General features: G+C 48.0%; 20 protein-coding genes. 8 read left to right on the plus strand and 12 right to left on the minus strand.

Going from position 1 to position 16717, the window contains the following annotated elements:
- Positions 1-26 precede the first annotated feature (26 nt).
- The 7 genes from Q1V85_RS23050 to Q1V85_RS23080 all read left to right on the plus strand — a co-directional run bounded on the left by Q1V85_RS23050 (position 27) and on the right by Q1V85_RS23080 (position 4574).
- Positions 27-497: an SHOCT domain-containing protein gene (locus Q1V85_RS23050; RefSeq protein ID WP_300603860.1), complete on the plus strand. Its 471-nt coding sequence runs from the start codon at positions 27-29 to the stop codon at positions 495-497.
- A gap of 326 nt (positions 498-823) precedes the next feature.
- Positions 824-1036 carry a hypothetical protein gene (locus Q1V85_RS23055; protein WP_300603863.1) on the plus strand — a complete coding sequence of 71 codons (213 nt, stop codon included), beginning with the start codon at positions 824-826 and terminating at the stop codon, positions 1034-1036.
- Between the two features lie 657 nt (positions 1037-1693).
- Positions 1694-2233, plus strand: coding sequence for a helix-turn-helix transcriptional regulator (locus tag Q1V85_RS23060; protein WP_300603865.1), 540 nt, complete (start codon positions 1694-1696; stop codon positions 2231-2233).
- 111 nt (positions 2234-2344) lie between these two features.
- Entirely contained in the window at positions 2345-2758 is a 414-nt protein-coding gene (locus Q1V85_RS23065; protein WP_300603867.1) for a hypothetical protein, read from the plus strand.
- Positions 2759-2845: 87 nt separating this feature from the next.
- Complete coding sequence (locus Q1V85_RS23070) at positions 2846-3385, plus strand: helix-turn-helix transcriptional regulator (RefSeq protein WP_300603869.1); 540 nt, start codon at positions 2846-2848, stop codon at positions 3383-3385.
- A gap of 63 nt (positions 3386-3448) precedes the next feature.
- Complete coding sequence (locus Q1V85_RS23075) at positions 3449-4057, plus strand: hypothetical protein (protein WP_300603872.1); 609 nt, start codon at positions 3449-3451, stop codon at positions 4055-4057.
- A 40-nt stretch (positions 4058-4097) separates the two neighbouring features.
- Entirely contained in the window at positions 4098-4574 is a 477-nt protein-coding gene (locus Q1V85_RS23080) for a phage holin family protein (protein WP_300603873.1), read from the plus strand.
- Between the two features lie 113 nt (positions 4575-4687).
- Here Q1V85_RS23080 and Q1V85_RS23085 read toward each other — a convergent pair whose 3' ends face one another.
- From Q1V85_RS23085 to Q1V85_RS23140, 12 genes are all read right to left on the minus strand, one after another.
- Positions 4688-5080 carry a hypothetical protein gene (locus Q1V85_RS23085; protein WP_300603875.1) on the minus strand — a complete coding sequence of 131 codons (393 nt, stop codon included), beginning with the start codon at positions 5078-5080 and terminating at the stop codon, positions 4688-4690.
- 64 nt (positions 5081-5144) lie between these two features.
- A complete protein-coding gene (locus tag Q1V85_RS23090) occupies positions 5145-5636 on the minus strand; it encodes a hypothetical protein (protein ID WP_300603878.1) in 492 nt (163 codons plus the stop codon).
- A gap of 13 nt (positions 5637-5649) precedes the next feature.
- Positions 5650-7572: a DnaJ domain-containing protein gene (locus Q1V85_RS23095; RefSeq protein WP_300603879.1), complete on the minus strand. Its 1923-nt coding sequence runs from the start codon at positions 7570-7572 to the stop codon at positions 5650-5652.
- A gap of 14 nt (positions 7573-7586) precedes the next feature.
- Positions 7587-8558, minus strand: coding sequence for a DUF4407 domain-containing protein (locus Q1V85_RS23100; protein WP_300603882.1), 972 nt, complete (start codon positions 8556-8558; stop codon positions 7587-7589).
- On the minus strand, positions 8555-9775 hold the full coding sequence (locus Q1V85_RS23105; RefSeq protein ID WP_300603884.1) for a DUF4407 domain-containing protein: 1221 nt from the start codon (positions 9773-9775) through the stop codon (positions 8555-8557). Before Q1V85_RS23105 ends, Q1V85_RS23100 begins: the two co-directional genes overlap by 4 nt.
- 31 nt (positions 9776-9806) lie before the next feature.
- The gene (locus tag Q1V85_RS23110; protein WP_300603886.1) at positions 9807-10301 is read right to left on the minus strand and encodes a hypothetical protein; all 495 of its coding nucleotides are present in this window, start codon (positions 10299-10301) and stop codon (positions 9807-9809) included.
- 116 nt (positions 10302-10417) lie between these two features.
- Positions 10418-10618 carry a hypothetical protein gene (locus tag Q1V85_RS23115; RefSeq protein ID WP_300603888.1) on the minus strand — a complete coding sequence of 67 codons (201 nt, stop codon included), beginning with the start codon at positions 10616-10618 and terminating at the stop codon, positions 10418-10420.
- A gap of 245 nt (positions 10619-10863) precedes the next feature.
- Positions 10864-11109, minus strand: a complete 246-nt coding sequence (locus Q1V85_RS23120; RefSeq protein WP_300603891.1) for a hypothetical protein — start codon at positions 11107-11109, stop codon at positions 10864-10866.
- A 12-nt stretch (positions 11110-11121) separates the two neighbouring features.
- Positions 11122-11355, minus strand: a complete 234-nt coding sequence (locus Q1V85_RS23125) for a hypothetical protein (RefSeq protein WP_300603893.1) — start codon at positions 11353-11355, stop codon at positions 11122-11124.
- 9 nt (positions 11356-11364) lie between these two features.
- Positions 11365-11577 carry a hypothetical protein gene (locus tag Q1V85_RS23130; protein WP_300603895.1) on the minus strand — a complete coding sequence of 71 codons (213 nt, stop codon included), beginning with the start codon at positions 11575-11577 and terminating at the stop codon, positions 11365-11367.
- 711 nt (positions 11578-12288) lie between these two features.
- Complete coding sequence (locus Q1V85_RS23135; RefSeq protein ID WP_300603898.1) at positions 12289-12954, minus strand: response regulator; 666 nt, start codon at positions 12952-12954, stop codon at positions 12289-12291.
- Positions 12955-12959: 5 nt separating this feature from the next.
- Complete coding sequence (locus Q1V85_RS23140) at positions 12960-14504, minus strand: tetratricopeptide repeat protein (protein WP_300603900.1); 1545 nt, start codon at positions 14502-14504, stop codon at positions 12960-12962.
- 741 nt (positions 14505-15245) lie between these two features.
- On the opposite strand from Q1V85_RS23140, the gene Q1V85_RS23145 reads away from it, so the two are divergent.
- The gene (locus Q1V85_RS23145; RefSeq protein WP_300603903.1) at positions 15246-16451 is read left to right on the plus strand and encodes a hypothetical protein; all 1206 of its coding nucleotides are present in this window, start codon (positions 15246-15248) and stop codon (positions 16449-16451) included.
- The last annotated feature ends 266 nt before the right edge of the window (positions 16452-16717 follow it).

Raw genomic sequence — 16717 nt, forward strand, 5'->3', positions numbered from 1 at the left:
AATTAAACGAATTAACACAGATAAATATGATGGACGTGCTATTAGAGGCAAACGGATATACCGGACAACTAGTCATTACTAACACTAAAGTTGTAATCAGGCGAAAGGGATTGGGAGGAATTATTGCCAGAGGTTTTTTGGCGAGCAATAAGGAAATTTTAATCAAAAATATTACAGCGATCAGTTTTCGAAATGCCAATTGGTTGACAAATGGATGCATCCAGTTTAAAACGCATGGAGAAGTGAGATGTGAAATTGATAACATTAATGTCGTTAATGATGCGAATGCTTTGATTTTTACTTATGGACAAAGAGAACGTTTTATAAAAGCAAGGCAAGTTGTAGAGGGGCTTATGGATACTTACGCAGCTCAAAGTGATATATTGCCCCAAATATCTGTTGCAGACGAATTGAAAAAATTTGCCAGCCTCAGAGAACAGGGAATTATAACGCAAGAAGAGTTTCTTAAAATGAAAAACCAGTTACTGAATACATAATGTTTTTATGACAGAGACGGCATGCTGTTCGCTTTAACATTTGTTTTTTCCCAAATACAACCGAAGCGTCTGATCGGCCCAATAAATCCAGTTTATGGTTCACTTCATTATTTTCAAAAGTAATTGTAATGTTTACCGCGTTCAGCCAGTTTGGTCTTAACAAGTTTCAATAAATAATATTTATGGTTTCTTGGGGACAGGATTGAGCATTCAGTAAGCCTCATGCCTATCCCTGAAATTCATGACAACTTAACAAATAATTATATTTGAAATAAATAATATTTATTTGTATCTTTATTCTAGGCACAGCCTTCAAAATAATAACCATGACAACAGCCCATACAGAACACACTGCTTTTTACCCGGGTTTTGAATACGATACCGGAACCCTGGTCAAATACATAGAAGCCTCCGGTATTTTTACCATTTTGCTGAAAGGCGGCACCGTGGTGCATTTTAGCCCGGAGGATGCAACTGGTTTCCGCAGCTGGCTGCAACAACAGGGCATACCGGATATACGGCGGCCCTCCGGCGACTGATGGTGCAGCGCCGGAAATGCCGGTGACAGCGCATCGATCGTCAGGTTGTTTGCTGCTGCGGAACTGTACCTATGTACAAAGCAGAAGGATCCGGGAACAGGAACCGGTTCCGGAATGATCGCTTTAAGAAACCATTGTTCCGGATAGCCATCGGGATGTTTTCACTGCTGCACGGATCTTACAACGCAAACGCAATACCGCCGATAACGGCCGGATGATTTTTTAGGGATAGACCGATGTTGAACCCGCACTAAAACATACCCCATCGTATATCCCCGGTATTCATCAAACCTAAATAAATTTTTTTCGGGAACTGCAGGAATATGTCAGCACCACCAATAATGCTATAGCCCAACACTTCCTGTTTTTGCAATCTTCTAAATTCATTGCCATGAATCCGCCTCGTACCATTACGCAACCATCCTGATCTGCGCTTTTCCAAAAAAGCCGGATGAATGGGGGCTGACCGGGACTGTTGATAATTCCGGCAACCACCGGTGCTTCCGCTTGCGGTGCAGTTACTGCACCCAATAAGGAGCCACCACAGGGGATGGGATCCCTATGCCACTGCTGTGACAGGAATGTTGTGACAATTTAAAACGGTCACAAGATTCCTGTCACAAAGAAATGCTTCCCTGGAATAAAAAAACTTTTTATATGAAAGCCATCCGTAAAGAATTTAACCTGAGCCAGCAGGAGCTGGCCCTGCTGCTGAATGTATCCCGCAGCACCATTGCGATGTTTGAAAACGGCCTGCGCGCACTGCCCGCCAGGGCCTCCAAACAATGGACGCAGCTACTCTTATTGTGGCAGGAGTATGGGCCGAAAAACCAGCTGCCCCGGGGTGATCAGAACCAGTATTTAAAAGTACAGCAAAAGGAAAGTATGAACCGGCTAAATGCGCAGGTACAAAGGGCTGCAGCCCGTTCGGTATCGCTGGCACAACAACTTGCGCAACAGGAAACGCAATACCCGTTCCTGGTAAAACGGATGCACCTGTTAAAGGCCCTGATGCGCGAAACGCCGGCAGGAAGCAGCCAGATGGCCCTGCTCAAAAACCGGGCAGAGCTAACGCAGATTCAGCTGGCAGCCTGCTGCCCCCAGCGGCGGCAGCTCCTGGTCTTTCGGTTACAGGCATTGACCGCATTGCAAAAGGCGGCGCTGGCCGGGGCCGTGATCGTGCAGCAGCAGGGCTGACTGTTAAACCTTTTGGAAAGCCGGGCACCCCGCTTGGAAACGGGGGCTGCGGAGGGATAGGTTTGCTGTATTGTTTCACCTCCGGGCAACCGGAATTAAAATGTAAAGCGTATGGCAATGTATCCCGTTAATCAGTTAACGACCATTGAAGACTGCGATGCCCTGCTGGCCATTGCAGACAAAGAACAAAAAGACCTGGAATGGAAAAAGATGTCGCTCCTGCGGCTACAAAACCAGTACGCCAGCAATGCTTTTGTAAATGCCACGGAGCTGATAAGCAAAAGAGCAGAGCTGGAAACACTGGACGGCATCATTGCCAGTCTTCCGGAAGGGTCCATTAAACTGGACCATGTAAAAAAGCGTACCACCGTATGGTACCGCATTTTCCTGCTGGAAAACCGCAAAACCAGTTTTGGCGATGTGGCTCTCCTGGAAAAAGTGTATGAGGTACAACGCGTACAGCGCGAGCTGGAAGAAACGGCTACGCTGATCAGCGAAGTGCAGACCCGCAAAGCGGAGATCTGAGACCCCTGCACCAGGTATTTGAACAAGCCGTCCCCGTAAGGGCGGCTTGTTTTAACCGGTTTTGATTCACCCGTATAAAATAAGCTAATGGAAACAAACAACAGCACGCTGCCCTTAACAACCGCAGAGCAGGCCAAATTGCTGGGCATTTCAAAGAACGCCGTTCGCTGGTATGAAAACGGGTTGCGGGCAGCACCCGGCGCCCAGCTGGAGCGGCTGGATCAGTTATACCAGGCCTGGAACACGCTTTGTAAAAGCAAACAGCCCCTGTTCCCGCTGATTGATACCCTGCATGCAAAGATGCAGGCCCGCCACTGGTTGCTGCAGCAGCAAACACAGGCCCGGCAGAAGGGGCGGCTGTTGCAGGCCCGGCTGGAGCGGATGCGTTGTTTTTTCAGACCGGTGCCGGATAAACTGATCCTGGTGCAACACTTGCTAAAAGCAGGCGATACCACGGTGTATGACCATGCCCGATTAAAAAAAATGGAGATCCGGCTCCTGCGCTTAACCGATCTATATGGTCCCGTGCAACAGGAGCTGGTAAAACACCAGATCGCCCTGGCGGCCTATACGGAGCAGCTGGTTACCGAAACGCTACATCGCCTGTTGCCGGATGGGTGGAACTGATACCGGTTACCGCTGATCCTGCTAAAAAAACCATTTATTTTTTCACCATTCAAATAAGCAATTATGAAACCGTCAATAATACCCCTTCCGCTTACGGAGCTGCAGATTGCCCGGCTTGTGGGCGGCACCAAACAAATGGTACGAAATTACCTGGGGGGCAAGGGTGCCATACCCGACCCCGTATTGCAACGCCTGCACCATGTATTCCGGCTTTGGGAGCAGGTGAATACCGATCCGGAACGAACCGCCGTCCCCATGATGCGAGCTTCCGCCGAATCGATCAAAAGAACAAGGCTGTGGCTGGCGGTAGAAATGAAAAAGGCCGAAAGGGATATGCTGCAAGGAGAACTGACACTGGAAACCATGCAGAAAAATTTTCAAAAAGCGGCACCCTTGTTTGCGCTGGTGGAGCAGCTGCGCGCAGAAAACAAGGAGGATCGGAAGCGGGAACATGAGCTCCTGACCCAGCACCGGAAGCTGGAGCGGATACTGGATGCCGGTGATCCGCTGCAGCAATTATTGGTTTGTTACCGCATCCATATCGCCCGGAGCCAGCAGCAAATTGCAGCGGCCATGCTGAACGACCTGGACCTGCTGCAAACGGGTTTGTACATCGTTGCCCCGGGAGGAGGGGAGGCGCGGGCCGATGAACCGCCGGCCCGGTTAAATTAAATGAACAGGCGGTGTTTACCGATCTTTAAATCGCATACAAATGAAAAATCTGATTCAATACCTGCCGGGTGCATCACTGCTCATCGGCCTGCTCGTGGTCTTTATCCTCGATTTTATTTTCGGGGTATCCCGGGCCACCCTAAACGGCATCCCCCGAACCTCAAAAGGCTTACGGAAAAGCGTTTCAAAATTCCTGCAATATGGTGGTTGTATTATTGTATCCATCGTGATCCTGAACCTGGTGGTGGATTCCGGCGCTGCATTCGGGCAGCAGTTTGCCTGGGTGTTTGGAGACCTGATGCTGTATATGATGATTTACACAGAAGTGGTCTCCATTTTTGAAAACATGGAAGCGATGGCCCCGGACGCCATCTTTATAAAAGTATTTGTACGCCCGGTACGGCAGCTCCTTACCTTGCAGTTAAAGCGGCTGTTTAAGGAGGAGGGGGGCGGTGCTTCCGGAGTGAAGGAGCCGGGTGCAAAAGCGCATGAATCATTTAAGGGTGAGCCGCCATAAGGGGCTTCTCCCACGTGCAGTGCCATCTGAACCTTGCATTAGCAACAGCGTGGTGCTCATCATCGGATGTGTCGGAACAGATCCTTCTCCCGGTTTGTTAATCAGGGAAAATATTAGCCATTCAGGTAACCATTGATAAATAAGGCCACCACTACGCTGGTCTGCCCGTTGGGCCGGATGCCCGAATGCTCTGTAGCATAAGCCCACATCTCATCAACAGGAACCGGTAGGGCTGGATGTGTTTTCAGCCAGCTTACCATCCGGATTGCATAACGTTTATTTTTGCTGGAGTTTGTATAGCTTCCCCGCGGCACGCCCGAAATCAATCCCTCTTCACAAAGTCCGAGGAATGCGGCTTTGGGACAACCCTTCTTCTGTGCCGCTCCTTCTCCAAAGAGCTGCAATGTTGCTTCCTCCCATGCGGCAACAGGATTTGAGGATTTATTATTGCTGAGCCTGCAGGCAGCACAGAGTGCGGCCACTCCGTATGGGTTTGTCTTTTTCATATACATAACCTGTTCTTAAAATGACCGGCAACACATGGGCCCATCCCGGATTTTGTATCCCCGATTACCGGAAATTGATGAATTGCGGGGTCATTTGATCAATAATGGCTCTGCTGGTAAACCAGCAAATCAGCGCCATACCAATGGTTACCGCGGCCACGAGTATACTCACGGCCATGCCCGGATCCGGATAATGCCTGCGAAATAAAATACGGAGATTTACAAAACACAGCGTGATATACAAGCCGCTGAAGAATAGCACAATGATAAAGAAACGCGCGAAATACAGCAGCAGCGGTCTCCCTATGGATGGATAAATATCGCTGTAGGATCTTGCCGCCTGAATTAGGCCGGGTGTGTTTGCGCCAGACAGGAACATAACACCCAGTAAAATGGTAGCTGCCATGACCAGTTCCGCATCATCCATACCATTATAGGGCCGTTTTAATAGTTTCAGGCGACGTAGCAAAAACAGGGTGACATAAAAAAGCAGGTAGGTTTGAAACAGCATAAGTAACAAAGCAAATCCAATGTGTGCCGGTAAAAACGTGTTCATGATGCGTGTGATTTTATTGAATAAGCGTAATATTCCAGTGATGGATGTTAGACAGGGACGCAGGCAATTCACCCGGTCCGAACCTTTTGGAAGTAGTTTCCCACAGATAATAGCGCTTTCCATCCGCGTGAATGGCAATGGCATTGTCAGGCAAAGGTTCGTCCAGGGCAACAGCAATAAGCGCATGTTTGTAGTAGTTGCTGGTCATCAGTGCTACGGGATACCCTAACTGCTTCAGTATGCTGTACAGGAACAGTGCACGGGTATCACAATCTCCTTTCAGATCTCCTAAAAATTCAACGGGAGACTGTACACCAAATTTTGCATATCCCTTACAGCAATCGGTTTTACAGGCGGCAAGGTACCGGTTAATATATGCGTCGTCGTAGCTGGCGGAGCAGGACCGGTCTACGATCAGCGCATAGGGAATAGATTGAATACAGGAAACGATCATGGATGCCGTTTGCTGTTTGTTGAGCTTTTTGGCCCTTGCCAGATCGCTAAAAGCCATGGCTGCGGGTTTCATAGCATCCTGGTCGGTAGCCAGCATATGGGTGTATACGGATCCGATGCCCTGCGCAGCATATTGCGGCTCATCCATCTGCCGGTGGGCCTGGGCTGACCGGTATCGTTCGGCGGAGGATACAGAAAGTCGTATGGTATATACACTGTCATCGCGATCCTGCCATCGGAGGACATGCGTGATGAATGTATCGGGCCGCATATCCGGATGCCTGATGATTTCTTTTTTTGAGCCGATACTGTCCAGCCTGGTGTGGGAAACAGGCGATGAGCGGCGGGCCGGCTGCTGAAGCATCGCACCGATGGTTAACAGGAAGATTGTACCCAATAGCAATGCAAGTACCCAATGGAATCCTTTGGCTGCTTTTTCAGTCAGCCATACCAGCAGCAAGGGCAGCAACAGCACCCCGGCAAGTATCAGCAGGATTCCTAATAACGGTGGCCAGATGACACCCGCAAGCAATAAGAGAATAAGCCACCACCAACCGGAATCTTGCGGATAGTGGGATGAATAAACCGGCGTGGTTTGTTTTGCATAAGCACGGTGCTGCTGCCTTTGGGGTACCCGCCGCCATTCCGTCCAGTACGTGGTGCAATCTGCAGCATATCGCTCTTCTCTCGTGAAGACCTGTCCGTTTTCTGTTTTTGTTTCAACGCGCCCGGTGGCGCCAGCACATGTGGTATCGGTTTCCGTAACCGCTTCTTCATACCGGTGCAGTATATAGGCAAACAGCTCACTGCGCAGGGTACCAAAACTATATTGCTCGTGCCGGGTAATACCATCCAATACCGGGTCCTTTATCCGGATGTCATACAGGTCGAGCTGGTAATGGGCCTCTTTTCCTGCTGTAATGATGATACAATGGACCGGTTGCAGGATTGGCGTTGCAAAGGGACTGGCGCCGGCGTAGGCCGTCCGGTATTCCTCCGGAGCTTCGGTGGTATAAATATCTTCGGAGGAAATCGTTACGAGTATTTCCGTGGGGGTAATGGTAAAGCGGTTTTCCAATTGCGCGGTGTAGCTTTCTGTAAGATCCGGTATGCCCTGGAATTTTGCTTCCATGATGCCCCGTATGTAAATTCTTTTTTCACGGGTAACGGTATAGGTGCGCGTTTTTGTTTCCTTATGCGGGTTGTGATAACCGGTGGCTTCACTGGCCCCAACGGGTTCTTGTGGAGGTGTTTCTGTTTGGTGGCCGGTACGGTAATGATCATAAATATCCCTGGACTGGCGGTCGCTCAGGATTTCGTAGGCTTCGTTGATGCGTTTGAAATGCGCTTCAGCTTCCGGGTTCCCGGGGTTTTTATCAGGATGATAACGTTTGGCAAGACGACGGTAGGAACCCCGCAGCTCTTCCGGCGTGGCTTTTTCCGTTACGCCCAATATACTGTAATAGTCCTTTTTATAGTCCATTGCAGTTTGGATTGCTATCGGTTGTTCATATATTGCTGGATAAATTCGTCTGTAGTGCCGGAAACCGGGGGCGCTTTGCGGATGGTATTAAAAGGAGGATCCGTATAGCGCGAAAAAACAGTAACGGAATGATTGAATAATTGCAGGTAATGCATCATAAACGAATGATGGGCTTCCGTGATCATTTTTCGTTCAAGCGCCTTTTTCTGCTGGTAGTAGTGCTCCTCGCTGGAAATGGTATAAATAAATAAGGCCGGTAGCGTAAAGAGTGCCACAATAGCTATGACCAGTAACCATGACAGCGGATAGCTTCCGCTCACCTTTTTTATCCGGTATAAAAAGAAGCTGTTGGCCGCAATGGTGCGCGCCGCCGTTTGCTCAAGTGCCAGCATTTTAGAATGTGTTGCCTGTAAGGTACGATCGATCCTGGCGATCTGGCCGTCGTGAATGGTTGTTCCGGATTGATGCTTTTGCTGGTTGTAATAACGGTAGCGGGCTTCGAGGGTTTCCGTTTCCTTTGCTGCCAGCCCGGATATCCGGACGGCATGCGCTTTCAATAGCTGCTCTTTATAGTCGTTTACATCTGCTGAAAGCGTGGAAGCAAATAGCAGGATGGTGAGTGGTTGTGCCATCAGGAACCCTATAAATGCAATAAATCCGATCCGGATGCTATCTGAAAAACTCCATCGCTTTTTGTGCTTCCGGTCTTCCTTCGAAAACGTATTTAACAGGAAGATATAGATGCAGATAAACAGCAGGGAGAAGAACAGGGCCAGCGTGAGCTCAACGGCAACGGAATGAAACAACAGCTCAATGGCATAAAAAACGCTGATGCAGGTCAGTAACAGGATGGCAAGGATTAGCAATGCTGAAATATAAAACCGCTTCAATATGCCGGTGTTCCGCATCAGCCCGTACTCCGCACCCAATAGTTTTACAAAACTTTTAGGGGAAGCAATTCCGCGCATTTTGCTGTTGTTGCTCATGATGTTACATTATTATGCGGAACCGCGCTTTCGGTTACAAAGGCCTCGGGATTCGCAGCAATGCCTTCTTTCTTTTTTTCCGTCCATTGTTCAAGTGCCGCTTCACTTAACTGGCTTTGTGCTTCCAGCAGGGCGATTTTTTCTTTTAACAACCGGATCACCTGGTGCTGCACTACCTTATCCCTTTCGTGTCCCTGTTTATCCTGGTAATAATTGTGCTGTATTTCGATGGCGTTTTCTGCTTTAATGAGTTCCTTGATGTTTTCTTCCATATAGTCGTAAGGACTTTTGATCAGCATCAGCTTAAAGAAGATCGGCGTAAGCTCAATGGCCATAAACAGGAGGGTGATAAACCAGGATATGGCCGGCCCTGATATTTCGTGACCGATCTTTATGCGTTCCAGCAACCCGTCCAGGCCGGCGGCATATTTTTCACTTTGATTCAGGGCGGCAGTGCGCCGGTCTTCGATCTCCTCTTTTTCTTTTTTTACGCGCAGGTAATCCGGATCGGCTTCCAGGGACTTTATCTCAGCTGCAAGCCCGTCCATTTGCTGTTTGACGGCCAGGGCCCGCGGCCCCACGGTAACCAGGCGGGCTTCCTCAATATAGTTTTGCTCAAGCGACTGGTAGCGGCTGCGCTTATTGCTTAACTCCGTTTCTGTTTTTTCAATCTCCTTGTCTTTTTTGGAGAGTTCACTGTTGAATACGGAATCGGTTTTAGCCTTGTAGATCTGTTGCTGTTCGATCTGCTTTTCATGCAGTTTGATATCGATTTCGGTTTTGAACATCCGGATCTCTACCGGTTTGGAAATCGTCATCGCAATGATGGCCCCCATCAGCAAACGGGGTAATGCGCCTTTGAGCTCTTTTCCGGTGATGTCTTCGGTACCGTCGCCCTTGCCCGTACTGGAAATGATGAACCGGTCGATATTGAATATGATCAGTCCCCATATGATACCAAACACGATGGCTTTGAACATGGTTGCAAGATCCGTAATGTCGTGATTACCCCCGATAGCGGCCGTGGTCTTAAAGGAGTCAATGGCATTTCCTCTTGGTTCAAAGATGGTGTAGAAGGCATAACCGCCTGCCAGGCCCGCCATCAGGCCCGTTGCTACAATAATGCCTCCCAGGCACAGGTATTTTACCTGGTCGCCGTAGGTACTCCGTTCCAGGATGTAGCGGTCGGCACCGGCTGCTTTCCAAAAAAGACGCATGATGCGCGAAGATTTGGGGCTTTGATAAAAGTCACGGGACATAGTCATTAAATTGAGATGGATTAAAAGAGATATTGAAAGCGGTTATTTGAGGCTGTTGCGGCAACCGGGGCTGCAGGTATTTTAACCCGATCATTGTTTTTATAACCGCAGGCGGTGCAACGCAAACAGCGAAAGGCGGCTCGTTTGAAAAACAGGCGTCGAGATACCGGCGCAGCTGCGGATCCACAGAGAAGGGTTTAAGATTGATCACCTTTTTTGTTGAACGCCAGGTGTTCTTAAGCACTATTTTTACGGTATGGGTACCTTCGGGCAGGGTATAAACAGCGGCCCCGGCCGGCCGCTTATCCGAACGGTTGCCCGGGCGGATACAGATCCGGTATGTGTGCCTGGTTTCCCAGCTGATGAGCAGCAGCAGCTGGTTTTCTAAAACCAGGTCCATATAGTCCAGTTGGCAAAGCACCGGCCGGCGAAAATTGAAGCATTGCCGGATCTTCTTTGCGCAGCTATATAATAACCGTTTCATTTCAACATGTATATAAACGTTTAAGATCACTGTTTAACGCACCGGGTATGGTCTGCCCCTCATCGCTTCCGGTGGTCCTTTCGGGAGCAACGGTACATTTATCATATATCTGCACCCTACTCTTCCCACCGGCAAAGCGTCCGGTTTCTTTTTTCGGCACTGTCGATGGTTGTCTTTATGATCCGGTAGTTGCAGTTTTTTAATCCCCTGCAGTCTTTGTTATAGTGATACCTGGAGGCTGTTTTGCTGTCGCAGATATACACGGTTGCAGGTGTGCAGGTGTTGAGGAGCAAAACGCCCAGGAAAAAGGATTTCATTTCGGACTGTGTAACCGGTTTGTGTTAAAAAATGAAGTGGTTTTTCAGTCCGTTAGTCTTGGGTGGATGGCCGGCGTTTATTTACCAGGGGCCGGGTTGAAAAATGGACATGACTTTAAATTTATTGTTTTTGTAATGCAGTAATTTGAGTAAAGATGCTTTTCACAGGTTGGGCAACGGCCGCGGTTGAACGCGGTGGCGGAGCGCTGGTGCAGTCTGCCGGTATATGTGGATTTTGGTTGCTGCTATATATACGTCTTGTTCCCGTTACGGTTGATATAATACCGGCCCCCTCTTGGCCCGGTATAAATTTTATGCCCGTTGTAATACTCTCCGTCATCAGGGGCGATGGTTTTTGTTTTGCCCGGTTTGCTCTTTTTTCCCGTGACGGTTTTTTGGGTGGCGGCCTTTTTCTTTGCCTGGGCGGGGGAGGGGCTTACGCCAAAGGCGGTAAAGAACAATAACAACAAGAGTAGTTTCTTAAATGGCATAGTCTTATGGGATTAAAATATGAAGTGTATGATCAGGAGAAAAATACCGGATAGATACAACAGCGTAACAAGACATCCTCTTGAAGTTTGTTGGTAGATCTTGTTATATGCTGCCCGCCTGGGGTTCGTGATCCATCCCCATCCCCTGGGGGCCTTAAACCCCAGCGAATGCCGGATGTATCGTTTTACCGATGTGCGGGCGGCAATACGTTTGGTTAAGGATGGTATCCTGTATCCGAATTTCATGGCTGGATCTTAACGGGTATGGCAGTCAGGGCAGCAGTATTTGCAACCGTTAGCCAGGGTGTAGTACTTTTTCGCTTCACGTACGGCACTGTGACAGGAAGTGTGCTGGCCCAGGGAGATCCGATTATTGAACGCGGGCAACCAGGAACATCCTTCCACATGTACTTCGTGGTCGCCATTGTTTTGCGCGGTTTTGTTAACATAATAACTTTTGCTCATCATAAACGCTTTTATTATGAGTCAAAAGTATAGCGCAGGCAAAGCTGTTTTTTACGGAAAACCGTAAAGTGACGGATTTTTTAAAAATAATTGTTGAACGTTTTTGAAGGAAACAGCAAGAGTGGTTGTTCTCCATACAGCGTCTGATCGATCCTGGCATTGTTATCAATAACGGGTCACGCCAGGTAAAGAAGAACAATTCTGCTACCGTCATGCTGAGCGCAGCCGAAGCATCCCTGTGATACCGGACAGGCCGAAAACCGGGAGACCTTTCGACTTCGCTGTGCTGCGCTGCCAATGACAAAATCAGTACGCTCAAGCGAGCCAGATTATTGTCACCTCGACCGTAGTGGAGAGGTCTTTACGGACATACCCAGGCAACGTAAATGGGGTTTTATTTGTTGACGATGACGGTATAGAGATTTCCCGGCTGCGCTCGAAATGACCAGGAGTTTTGCTACCATCATGCTGAGGGCAGCCGAAGCATCCCTGTGCTAACGGATTGCCCGAAAATTGAGAGACCCTTCGACTCCACTTTGTTGCGCTCAGGGTGACGAAACGGGGTTTATGTCATCCGATGATGGTAATGAAAGCAAATCCTGCAATGCGGAAGGAACCGGGGAGGCTCCGGATTCCGGGGCCGGCTGGTATTGAAGGACGGCTTTATCCTATACACCGGCTCTTAAAGGGCAGTACGTTGTTTTACTGCCCCGGTTAAATAATACGCATTTTAACGCAATGGGCAATTAGTTGTTCGTTGGTGCTGCAATCCAGCGCCTCTTTGATGGTATTCAATCGTTTTTCAATACTGCTGAGCCCCGAAGGCTTAAGGTTGTTTTTTTTCAGGTATTCCGAGATCTCCTGCTGCCGTTTTCCCCCGGCCATTAAGGAAAGGATGGTAATGTCAAATTCATCCAGCTCATAAGCGTTCTTCTGCCTGCGCTGCTGTACAAACTGCTGCGGAAAATAACGCCGGTTTGCAGCGATCTGCTCTAGGGCCTCCTGCAGCTCGCGGGCATCGTTGCGGCCCTTGTATACATAGCCGTCGATATCTTCTTTTTCAAACAACGCTTCAATGGTGGCCGGTTTGCCGGTGGCCGAAAATACCAGGATCTTCAGGTCGGGCTGGATGTTCCGGGCGGCGGCAATGAGCGCCTCCCCGCTGGTGAGTTTTTGTTGCCGGTGGTCTTCCTCAAAATGAAGATCGGTGATCAGCAGGTCGTAGGAGTCGTTGACCTGCAGGGCTTTTTCAATGCGGAGCAGTGCGTCATCACAATAGTACACATAATCCGGGTTGGAAATTTGCAATGTTTCCAGGGTTTTTTGAATGGAAAGATTGAAACTCTCGTAGTCTTCGGCGATCAATATTTTCTTTATCATAGGAATTATGCAGTTGGAATATACAGTTGAATTTTCATGCCTTCTGATGTTGCGGTGTCAAAACTAATGCGCCCGCCCAAACCGGCAATACGGTTTTCCGTATTCCGGAGGCCGTTGCCCCAACGAAAATCCGGCGGGGCTCCGATGCCGTCATCGGTATATTGAACCGTTAGCGCCTGCGGATCCAGCTGAAACCGTACCACTACATTTTGAGCCTGGCTGTGTTTTTTCATATTCACCATCAGCTCCTGCAGGATCTGTTTTAATTCGTTTTTAATACCGGGCTTTACCTTGCTCCAAAGTTCTTTGGAGTTGCCTACGATCAATACCCGGGTACCGGCAGCGCTAAAGGAGGAAAGCAATCCGGTCAGGGATTCGTTAAAGGGAAGAACGGTTTTTTCTTCCGGCGTTTCATAGGAAATATTACGCGACTGCTCATAAAGGTTGGTCAGCTCATCCAGCAATTGTTCCTTGCCCCCGGTTTTATCATGATCCACCTTCGAGATGACCCGGTACAGGCCATTAGCGACTACATCATGTACTTTTTTGGATGTTTTCAATTGCTGCTCACGGATGGCCCGTTGCTTTTGCTTCCGGTACCATCTGAAACCGGCCAGAGTGAGTACAAGTACCCCCGAAAGCAGGATCCATTGCCAGATGATCTGTACTTTTTTTTCCGCATTGTCTTTTTGTAATACCAGATTATCGGCCTTGCTTTTTTCTGTTTCATAGCGGATGAGGGCAAACTGGTTGCGGGCATTGCTCCGGGCGGTCTGCAAACTGTCGTTGAGATACTGGTAGCGTGTAAAGTATTTTTTTACGGCTGCAGGCGGACTAAGTGTTATTAATTTTTGCAGCGCTTCGAGTTCATCGTATGAGCTGTTAAGTCGCCGTGCGATCATGTACATTTTTTCCGCATAGGTGAACGCAAGATCCGGTTGTATTCGGGAATAATAATCGGTCAAATGGGAATAGCTGGAATTAAGGCCCCAGTCGTCCTTTTCCTTTTCCCGGATTTGCAGCGCTTTTAGTAAATCCGCCGCCACCGGTTGGCTGGAATCCTGAAGCCACCGAGTGTAGGCAATGTTCGTCAAGATTCGGGCATATCTTTGTGGGTTCTCCTTTGTGTCTTCAATGATCGATTGATAAATGGCAATGGCCTGAGGGTATTGTTTTGTTTGTCGATATGCAACAGCTTTGTTACCTAATATAATAGCCCTGTTTTTATTATCTTTTGTTAGCCTTAATGTCTGATCGTAGTAATAAATGGCGGTTTGATAATTTTTTAAAGCAGCATTGATTCGGCCAAGTTCATTGTAATTCGAGACCAGGTAATGATCGATCGTATCTTTTTCTTTCAAGTGGTCCATACGTTTCAGACAACGTATCGAAATCAGTGCGGTCTCCTGAGCACCAAAATAATCGCCGGAGTTAAATTGGATAATACCCATATAGGTATAGGCCTTGGCAATATTCAGACTATCATGATCGCCGGTTACGACTCTGTTGAAGTAGTAAAAAGCAGAGTCATCTTTTTTTATGTTGTACAAAGATTTGCCCTTTTCGTAATCCTTGGATATGGAGGATTGCGGAGAGGTGCCAAGCGGTTCTTTGCACTCTGAAAAAGTGAGAACAGATAACAGCAGTATTGGATATAGTTGTTTCAAAAATGTTATTTGGCCTAAAAATAAAAAAATAAGGCAAGATTATCTCTTGCCTTATTTTGAATGCCACTTTTATGGATGAGTAGGAAGCGGTATTGGAGGAATCGGCTCTGTGTCTCCTCCAGTAGAATCAGGAGGTGTATCCGGGCCGTCCGAATCGCCCATGATTATAACGGTTCCATTGCCGTTGGGTGTTGGAGTTGTTGTATGGGGATGGCCGGGCCATAACGCCAGTAAAAAGGCGATGATTATTTCAATCATAGTATTATTTTTTAAAATGTTTAATGAATGCTGCCGCCGGTCGTGGCGCAGCGATTTAAGCCGCGTAAGAAGCGCTTCTTACATTGTTTGGGAAGGGGTGGGAGTGTGGATTGCGGAAGCTTCTAAACGCTTCCCAAACCGGTTATAACTGCCGCTTTCGCTGCTCCCGGAAACCAGTTCTGTACAGGAACATCTCTTAGCAAAGGAGATGGGCAACTGATTCTGGAAACAAAGATAGATCGGCACAACAGGTTGATTGTTAGTTGGTTCCGGTAATTCCAATCATTCTTATTATTCCTTTGAAGATTCCGGAAATGCCGGCGGAATTCCGGAAATTCCATTAGTTTTACGACACAATTATTGACGATGTTTGCTGATTACACAAAACTGGTTCTGCTGGATTATGAGAAAAAGAAGGAGGAAAATGCACTTCCATCCACATTGAGTTTACCTACTACCGCAAAGCTGCGGGATGCGTGTTTGGAGGCATGCCCTAAAAGATATAAGCCAAAGGATGTTAGAACATTGAGCGACATTTTTGGAGAAGCGGGTGATCAAAAAATGATGCTGAAGCAGATAGAAAAGTATGATGCGGATAAACTGAAACCGCTCCTGAATTTTATCAGCAGGAAAACAAAAAAACCAGACACCAGGGTTATTGAACTATTGGCCTGGCTGATCGATTTCGAGCCTCGGCCGTTTGAATTGGGAAGACACTATCCATTGCCAGAAACATTAGCTGGGGAGTTAGAAATAATAGAAGAGATTAATGAAGAAGAAGAAGAAGGAGGAAATGAAGCAATACCATTAGAAGGAGTGGAACCGGAAGAGGAGCAGCCACAAACTATAGATACGGAATTTGTACAAACAGATCCCGGAGCCGCTGAGGAACCAGTCGGTCCAATAAAGCCGGAACCTGCAGTATCGGTAGAGACGGGGAAGAACGATGAAGGAAAAGAAACGAATACCGTTCCGGATGGGCCGGATCAAACCGGGGATACGGAAACAATAGCGGAACCGGCAGCTCCGGTTGCGGTTGAAACATCCGGAACCCTGGAACAAGGGGAGCCGGATCGGGGTTCGCCGATGAATGTGCCATTACCGGTTCCGGAAGTCCGCAAGCCCGGATCTGTTTTAAAAAGAGGGCTGGCCTTTCTTGCTATGGCCTTATTGGCATTGACAGGATTTTGGATGTATCGTGGTGGGAAAAAGGAGCCGGTACCGGAACCCACTCCCATGGGCCAGGTGTTGCCCGCAACGAATGCCTGCATGTACTGGTCGGGCGACCAGTACGAGCAAATTTCCTGCAGGGGAACCACCGGCGACACCCTGGTGGAGCCGCTGGATCCGGAAAAGATCCGTTCCTTTAAAAAGATCACCCGGCCGGATACCATTACCGGGCAATCGAAGGGATCGGTTTGGTATGTGAAAATTAACAAGGGGAAGGATATTGAATTTTATACTTCGGATGGATTTCATCCCATCTACCGGCAGTTACGGTTAAAACCGGTCACCGACTATATCATCGCAAAACATATTCACCCCGAACAGGCACAAAACGCCGGTAACTGATTTACGGCTTTCCATAATGGTTGATGGATATACGCGGGTACATTTGTTGTAAAACAAATCGTATGCGGCAGATCGTTGCTTTTATATTTATGGGAGTGCTTTTAGCCTGCGGAAAAGGAGAAATCATAATTAACCGCTATCATTATTACTAAAATAGTCATATCCTTTTGATAGTTGTTTTACTGCCCCGGGGTTTTGGTAATATGACTCCAACGCGCGTACTAATGTGTTTTCTACATCGTCAAGGCTGTTGAATATTTTGTTGT

Origin of the sequence: Niabella sp., assembly GCF_030150205.1 — a bacterium.
GTDB lineage: Bacteria > Bacteroidota > Bacteroidia > Chitinophagales > Chitinophagaceae > Niabella.

What these genes read in the sequence shown, in the direction of transcription:
- Q1V85_RS23050 (WP_300603860.1), top strand. Translation starts at nt 27, where the DNA reads ATGATGGACGTGCTATTAGAGGCAAACGGATATACCGGACAACTAGTC.
- Q1V85_RS23055 (WP_300603863.1), top strand. Translation starts at nt 824, where the DNA reads ATGACAACAGCCCATACAGAACACACTGCTTTTTACCCGGGTTTTGAA.
- Q1V85_RS23060 (WP_300603865.1), top strand. Translation starts at nt 1,694, where the DNA reads ATGAAAGCCATCCGTAAAGAATTTAACCTGAGCCAGCAGGAGCTGGCC.
- Q1V85_RS23065 (WP_300603867.1), top strand. Translation starts at nt 2,345, where the DNA reads ATGGCAATGTATCCCGTTAATCAGTTAACGACCATTGAAGACTGCGAT.
- Q1V85_RS23070 (WP_300603869.1), top strand. Translation starts at nt 2,846, where the DNA reads ATGGAAACAAACAACAGCACGCTGCCCTTAACAACCGCAGAGCAGGCC.
- Q1V85_RS23075 (WP_300603872.1), top strand. Translation starts at nt 3,449, where the DNA reads ATGAAACCGTCAATAATACCCCTTCCGCTTACGGAGCTGCAGATTGCC.
- Q1V85_RS23080 (WP_300603873.1), top strand. Translation starts at nt 4,098, where the DNA reads ATGAAAAATCTGATTCAATACCTGCCGGGTGCATCACTGCTCATCGGC.
- Q1V85_RS23085 (WP_300603875.1), bottom strand. Translation starts at nt 5,080, where the DNA reads ATGAAAAAGACAAACCCATACGGAGTGGCCGCACTCTGTGCTGCCTGC.
- Q1V85_RS23090 (WP_300603878.1), bottom strand. Translation starts at nt 5,636, where the DNA reads ATGAACACGTTTTTACCGGCACACATTGGATTTGCTTTGTTACTTATG.
- Q1V85_RS23095 (WP_300603879.1), bottom strand. Translation starts at nt 7,572, where the DNA reads ATGGACTATAAAAAGGACTATTACAGTATATTGGGCGTAACGGAAAAA.
- Q1V85_RS23100 (WP_300603882.1), bottom strand. Translation starts at nt 8,558, where the DNA reads ATGAGCAACAACAGCAAAATGCGCGGAATTGCTTCCCCTAAAAGTTTT.
- Q1V85_RS23105 (WP_300603884.1), bottom strand. Translation starts at nt 9,775, where the DNA reads ATGCGTCTTTTTTGGAAAGCAGCCGGTGCCGACCGCTACATCCTGGAA.
- Q1V85_RS23110 (WP_300603886.1), bottom strand. Translation starts at nt 10,301, where the DNA reads ATGAAACGGTTATTATATAGCTGCGCAAAGAAGATCCGGCAATGCTTC.
- Q1V85_RS23115 (WP_300603888.1), bottom strand. Translation starts at nt 10,618, where the DNA reads ATGAAATCCTTTTTCCTGGGCGTTTTGCTCCTCAACACCTGCACACCT.
- Q1V85_RS23120 (WP_300603891.1), bottom strand. Translation starts at nt 11,109, where the DNA reads ATGCCATTTAAGAAACTACTCTTGTTGTTATTGTTCTTTACCGCCTTT.
- Q1V85_RS23125 (WP_300603893.1), bottom strand. Translation starts at nt 11,355, where the DNA reads ATGAAATTCGGATACAGGATACCATCCTTAACCAAACGTATTGCCGCC.
- Q1V85_RS23130 (WP_300603895.1), bottom strand. Translation starts at nt 11,577, where the DNA reads ATGATGAGCAAAAGTTATTATGTTAACAAAACCGCGCAAAACAATGGC.
- Q1V85_RS23135 (WP_300603898.1), bottom strand. Translation starts at nt 12,954, where the DNA reads ATGATAAAGAAAATATTGATCGCCGAAGACTACGAGAGTTTCAATCTT.
- Q1V85_RS23145 (WP_300603903.1), top strand. Translation starts at nt 15,246, where the DNA reads ATGTTTGCTGATTACACAAAACTGGTTCTGCTGGATTATGAGAAAAAG.